This is a genomic window from Nocardioides sp. (assembly GCF_035703625.1).
GTDB lineage: Bacteria > Actinomycetota > Actinomycetes > Propionibacteriales > Nocardioidaceae > Nocardioides.
This window is the reverse complement of the sequence record NZ_DASSXS010000045.1, coordinates 1-3,574: the sequence shown is the minus strand read 5'-3', so window position 1 is coordinate 3,574 and position 3,574 is coordinate 1. Positions and strand designations below refer to the sequence as shown.

Genomic DNA, 3,574 nt, shown 5'->3' with positions numbered 1-3,574 from the left:
TTGTGACCTCCCATGCGTCGAGGTTCGTCGTGTGTGAGAGGTGGATGTCGTTGAGGATCTGGACGCCGTAGGCGTCCGGGGTGCGGCTCGCCTCGAGGTGGCGGACTTGCGAGAGCCATCCGCCTTGGCTGATGCCGCCTGCCATGACCGGGTCGAACGTGTTCAGAGCCAACCGGCACGGCTCCTTGGGCGCTATCCGACGTGGGGGGTTCCGGTCCGCTCCCGGCGGCGAGCGGCGCGGCTTGCCTCCGCGAAGTTGCTCCACTGCATCCAGTTCGAGAACCCCCGAACGTTGTCCCTGGTGCCGGTCAACCGAACGCGTTCGTCTCGGACGGCCGCGCCCAGGGTCGTCCGGCCGATGTAGACCTGGAAGAGGTCGTGGACCGTACCGCGAACCACCAGGTCGATCGGCAGGCAGGGGTCCTGCAAGCAGACGGACACGTCGTGCCGCTCCATGGTCAGCCAGATGTATCGAGTGGGGGTGCCCGCGAACTCGAACTGGATCACGGTCTTGCCCGGCGGAAGGGCATCCCTCCTGACGTGTCGGGAGACGAACAGCATCAGCAGTTCCGGATCGAGCTCGGCTGGGGCAGGATCCGCGAGCACCCATTCGGCCACCCAGTTGCCGAGCGACTGCACGACCGGGCGAAGCGCCTCTCCCGCCTGGGTGAATTGGTAGCGGCCGTCAGCCTGCTTGTGGATGATGCCGTCGCGTTGGAGGCGCCGGAGCCGGGTCGCGAGCACGGACCGGGAGATGCCGGGCAGGTTGCGTTCGATGGCGGCAAAGCCAAGGGGGCCGTAGATCATCTCCCGAACGATCAGCAGCGTCCAGCGGTCGCCGAGGAGCTCCGACGCCTTGGCCACCGGGCAGTACTGACCATAGCTGCGCATGGGCCCATTGTTGCCGTTTCACTGCGCCAGGGCGGTTCGAACTTAGAACTTCTGCAGACGGATGGCCGGTCCTACGCTCCGATCATGCAAGCACGTTGGGGGACCGGATGCGACGAGGTTCCGAGCCGGCCGCGGATCGAAGCGTTCCGGGGCGCTGTCATCACCGGCACGCACTAACGAGTACGACGCAGCCCGGGCGACCCCGAGCTCACCCACCGCAATCCCGTCAAAGGAGTAGACCGATGATGCCTTCGTCCCTCGCCGCGCCGGCGTTCCTGCTGCCAGGGACCCCGACATGAGCCGCCGTCACCTCGGCGCGGCCACTGCGCTGCTGGCAGCCGGGCCGCTCGCCCTCACGACGATCGCGCCGGCGCACGCAGACGCGCCGGACCCGGTCGCGGTTGCCCTGGACTGGCAGGCGACCGCGATCGCGACCGTCCCGTTCTCTCCCGCCAAGGGTCTCTACCTCGGGTTCACGAGCAAGGCCGTCGACAGGGCCGTCGCCGCGTCGCTGCGCCGCGAGCGGTCCTCCGAGGCAGCCGCGATCGCCCAGGCGGCGCATGACGTGCTGGTGGAGTACTTCCCCGCCGCCGGGGCGACGCTCGACGACCGGCTCGCCCAGACCCTCGCCTCCGTGCCGGACGGCCCGGCCGAGGACCGCGGCGTCGCCATCGGAGCGGATGTCGCGGGAGGGATCATCGACTGGCGGACCGACGACGGCCGGAACGACCCCTCGATCGTGTACAGCAAGCCGTCGGGCATCGGCGTGTGGCAGGACGCTCGCGGCATGGCGACCCCGTGGCTCGGGTTCGTTGACCGGGTCGTCGGGGCCGAGCCAGTGCCGGTCGACGGCCCAGATCCGGTCGGCTCCGCGGCGTACCGCGCGGACCTTGCCGAGGTTGCGGTGAATGGACGAGCCGGCGCCGACCCCGACAAGGCGGCGACCGCGACCTTCTTCAACGTCGACGCCTTCTCGCTCTACCGCGCGGCGCTGATCACCCACCTGCGCGGCGCGCCGATCGGCCTGAGGGCGACCACGTCGCTGTTCGCCGACCTCGACCTCGCCACCGCCGAAGCCTTCCGCCAGACCTGGCGTCTCAAGTTCAGGGTCGGCTTCTGGCGTCCCGTCGTCGCGGTCGCCGCCGACGACGGCGATCCGCTCACGGAGCCGGAAGCAGGGTGGACCTCGGTGCTGCCGCTGCCGCCGTACCCCGAATATCCGAGTGGTCACGGCACGATCACCTCCGCGTTCGCGGAGACCGTCCGCTGCCACCTCGGCGACATGTCGCTCACCCTCAACGGCAGCGGCGGGTCCCGGACCTACGCCAGCCTCACCGCCCTCGAGGACGCAGCCTTCCTCTCGCGGATATGGGGCGGCATCCACTTCCGCGACGCGATGGACGACGCCTTCCTGATCGGCCACACGGTCGCCCGGCAGGTCTGCGGCTGAGCGTCTCGCCCTTCGGTCCCGGACTCGGGACCGGAGGGCGTCCACCGTAGGCACTCTCAGGCCGCTGATCGCGCACCGCCAGGCGCACGCGATCGCCGCCGATGGTGCGGGATCCCGGCCGATGATGACTCGCAATGCTCCCGTGTGGTGCCGCCGTGAGGATGCGTGTGACGACGACCACTCACCTGGAGAGGGTGGAGCGCCGTGGAATCGGAGCGCTTGTACAGTGCCCCGCTTACGCCAAGCCCGCGCCACAGAACGGAGCGCCCATGAGCTCGCAACCCGCGTCACTTCTCACACGCACGTCGGTGGTCCTCGCCATCCTCACCGTCACCCTGTCCGGGTGCTCGGAGCTGGACGAGGCACAACAGGCGGTCGACGACGCCCAGGACATGGCATCGACCGCACACACCTGCGCCGAACTCGCGGAAGTCGCGGTTTCTCGGATGGACGAGGTCCAGGCGCAGAGCGACAACCCTGCCAAGCTCGCGCGCACCGCCCGCCAAACGGCCGTGGAGCTCGAGGCGACGATGGCCGAGGCCGACGATCCGCAGCTGAAGCAGGCGCTGCGCACGAATGTGACCAAGCTGCGTCGGGTCGCCGACCATGCACAACACGGGCAGAACCCCGACCTCGGCGACCTCCGCCAGGCCAACGACGCCCTCGTCGACGCCTGCAGCTGACCGTCCTTGACCGGGCAGATCCTGACCGGGACGGTTGAGACCCCCAGGCGCCCTTGCTGTGTCAAGAGACCTTGCGGATCGGTGCCTCAGGCCTGGCGGTGACGGGTCCGGGAAGTGACTGATCCGCAGTGTCGGTGTGGGTGGTGAGCCGGCCGCGCTCGGCGGAGAGGTCCTTCTCCGCTCCGCCCGGGATCAGCTCGAGCAGCAGGGCGTGCAGCTGGCAGATCCGGGTGCGACTCGCCGAGGTCTGGTGTTCTGTCTCAACGGGACCAACTCTCCCCCGGCCACCATCGGAGCAGGACGACACCGTCTGGCTCGACCCGTTGCTCAGCACTGTCCATCTCCCTCGTGCTGCTCGCCTCGTCCAGGGCGATCGCGACCTCGCTGGCCCACTCATCGACCGAGTTGCGCACCTCTTCGGTCAGCGGCCCGACCGGTACGTGCGCGAGAGAGAAGCGGACCCCGTTGAGCACGTCCGCGTGGAGACCACTGAGGACGACCAGGATGTCGCCGTCCACGAGGTCCACCCGATCGATGCGGAGCGGGCGCT

The 3,574-nt window shown here is 69.2% G+C and carries 4 protein-coding genes; 2 read left to right on the top strand and 2 right to left on the bottom strand.

The annotated features are described in order from the left end of the window. Positions 1-192: 192 nt before the first annotated feature. Positions 193-891: a winged helix-turn-helix transcriptional regulator gene (locus VFN12_RS02055; protein WP_325116887.1), complete on the bottom strand. Its 699-nt coding sequence runs from the start codon at positions 889-891 to the stop codon at positions 193-195. Positions 892-1,186: 295 nt separating this feature from the next. Here VFN12_RS02055 and VFN12_RS02050 point away from each other — a divergent pair, with 295 nt between their 5' ends. After that, positions 1,187-2,341: a hypothetical protein gene (locus VFN12_RS02050; RefSeq protein ID WP_325116886.1), complete on the top strand. Its 1,155-nt coding sequence runs from the start codon at positions 1,187-1,189 to the stop codon at positions 2,339-2,341. Between the two features lie 308 nt (positions 2,342-2,649). Further along, a complete protein-coding gene (locus VFN12_RS02045; RefSeq protein WP_325116885.1) occupies positions 2,650-3,024 on the top strand; it encodes a hypothetical protein in 375 nt (124 codons plus the stop codon). A gap of 260 nt (positions 3,025-3,284) precedes the next feature. Here VFN12_RS02045 and VFN12_RS02040 read toward each other — a convergent pair. After that, the coding region (locus tag VFN12_RS02040) for a hypothetical protein (protein WP_325116884.1) at positions 3,285-3,574 on the bottom strand (290 nt) is incomplete at its 5' end.

Excerpts from the sequence above, each read along its gene's own strand:
- VFN12_RS02055 (WP_325116887.1), bottom strand. The coding sequence starts at position 891 with ATGCGCAGCTATGGTCAGTACTGCCCGGTGGCCAAGGCGTCGGAGCTC.
- VFN12_RS02050 (WP_325116886.1), top strand. The coding sequence starts at position 1,187 with ATGAGCCGCCGTCACCTCGGCGCGGCCACTGCGCTGCTGGCAGCCGGG.